A 1,883-nucleotide genomic window follows, 5' to 3' on the forward strand; every position below is an offset into this window, starting at 1 on the left:
GAACTTTTTCCTTTATATAGATTTTTAAAACTGATAAAACTCAATTTTGAGGGTCTAAATTCATTTTTTAGATCTTCATGAATAATTCAGGATAAAGAATTATTTATTAACTTGTTATAAGGAATAAATTAGAAAAAATATTTTTTTGCATAAGAAATCCAAGCTTTGGCAATATTAATAGAGCATGTAGGTTTATTACTTTTATGAATTTGTTTGACATAAAGGAATATTCGTGATAACCTTACATAGTAACAAAGTTACAAAACTTAAATTTTTTGGAGGTTTTTTTAATGAAAACAGGTGTAGTAAAGTGGTTTAACAGTGAAAAAGGTTTTGGATTCATTACAGTTGATGGCGGCGAAGATGTATTCGTACACTTCTCAGCAATCCAAGGAGATGGCTTCAAGAGCTTAGAAGAAGGACAAAAAGTTGAATTCGAGGTAGTAAAAGGTGACAGAGGCCTTCAAGCTGCTAGTGTAGCTAGAATATAATAGAATATTATTCATATTATATATATAGAGACTACTATAAAATCCCTGAGCAATCAGGGCTTTTATTTTTGTTTATATAAAATTGAATCCTTGGAGCCATTGAACAAAAGTATCTACAACTAAGGGATCAAACTGTTGCTTCTATGGCATTAGCCAATGCCCGTACAGTGGTAAAATAGCTCTGATGATTTTCTTAAAGCAATCGCTCCAATTCATTATTCATCGTTGTGGTTTCTTCGTACAGTGCATTAATCTCTTTCTTTTGATGTATGATTTCATGCTTTTTTGTTCCCGTTCCTTTTCCCGCTGATATCTTTCTTTTATCAGCATACTGAGATCCTTAGCCATGGCATCAAAGCTTTTGCTCAGTACTCTAAATTCATCTTTTTAATAACCATTCCCTTATGAATTTATTCTCATTCTCTAGTATTTCTTCTGTTGTTTTCTTTTTCGAATTCTAATCACAATGCCTTGTTATTATTCCTGTCAGCAGGTCGAAATATGTTATAATGAATTTAACAAGTAAACAATACCCCATTTAACTTATAAACAGGAGTGATAAAATCTTGGAGCCTACAGTAAATACAAAAGACGCAAACGGATGGAAGAATCTGACCATGATCTATCGATTTGCATTAAAAGAAGTGGATACTAAGCTAAATATATTAAATGAAGAGTTTCAATTTTTTCACTATCGCAATCCTATTGAACATATTAAATCCAGGGTTAAGACGAAGGAAAGTATTATTGATAAGTTAATTCGAAAGGGTTATGAGGTTACCATAGAAAATGCAAGAGAATATATACACGATATCGCAGGTATCCGAATTATTTGTTCTTTCACCTCCGATATCTATGTAATCTACGAATTGATTAAAAGTCAAAGTGACGTAAAACTCATTGAGGTAAAGGATTATATCAAAAATCCAAAACCTAATGGCTATCAGAGTCTTCATCTGATAGTAGAAATTCCTGTCTTTTTATCGGACCGCTCAGAGCATGTAAAGGTAGAAATTCAGATTCGAACCATCGCCATGGACTTTTGGGCTAGCCTGGAGCACAAAATATTTTACAAGTTCAATAAGGCTATTCCCTCAGAAATTACCCAGCAATTAAAGGAGTGTGCTGAAGATATTGCCCATCTGGATCAAAAAATGCTTTTTATAAAAAATGAAATTGAACAATATAAGTAGAAGCTATAAAGCAGAATGAACACCGCTACAAGGGTGCTTCATTCTGCTTTATAGTATAGAAGGGGAGAAACAATCTTTTTTATCCCATATCAGTATATCTCCAGCAAAACAAGCTATTTTTTCTTGATATACTTGCGGGTATCAATGGCTACCGCAGTGATGATGATTAATCCCTTGATGATATATTGCAGATAGGGAT

General features: G+C 32.8%; 2 protein-coding genes. Both read left to right on the forward strand.

The window, feature by feature from the left end; translation table 11 throughout:
• Positions 1 to 290 precede the first annotated feature (290 nt).
• Positions 291 to 491, forward strand: a complete 201-nt coding sequence (locus BUB56_RS19165) for a cold-shock protein (RefSeq protein ID WP_110942836.1) — start codon at positions 291 to 293, stop codon at positions 489 to 491.
• Between the two features lie 566 nt (positions 492 to 1,057).
• On the forward strand, positions 1,058 to 1,684 hold the full coding sequence (locus BUB56_RS19170) for a GTP pyrophosphokinase (protein WP_278319524.1): 627 nt from the start codon (positions 1,058 to 1,060) through the stop codon (positions 1,682 to 1,684).
• Positions 1,685 to 1,883 lie beyond the last annotated feature (199 nt).

The sequence above is a fragment of the Geosporobacter subterraneus DSM 17957 genome (assembly GCF_900142145.1).
GTDB classification, from domain to species: Bacteria; Bacillota; Clostridia; order Peptostreptococcales; family Thermotaleaceae; genus Geosporobacter; species Geosporobacter subterraneus.

What these genes read in the sequence shown, in the direction of transcription:
- BUB56_RS19165 (WP_110942836.1), top strand. Translation starts at nt 291, where the DNA reads ATGAAAACAGGTGTAGTAAAGTGGTTTAACAGTGAAAAAGGTTTTGGA.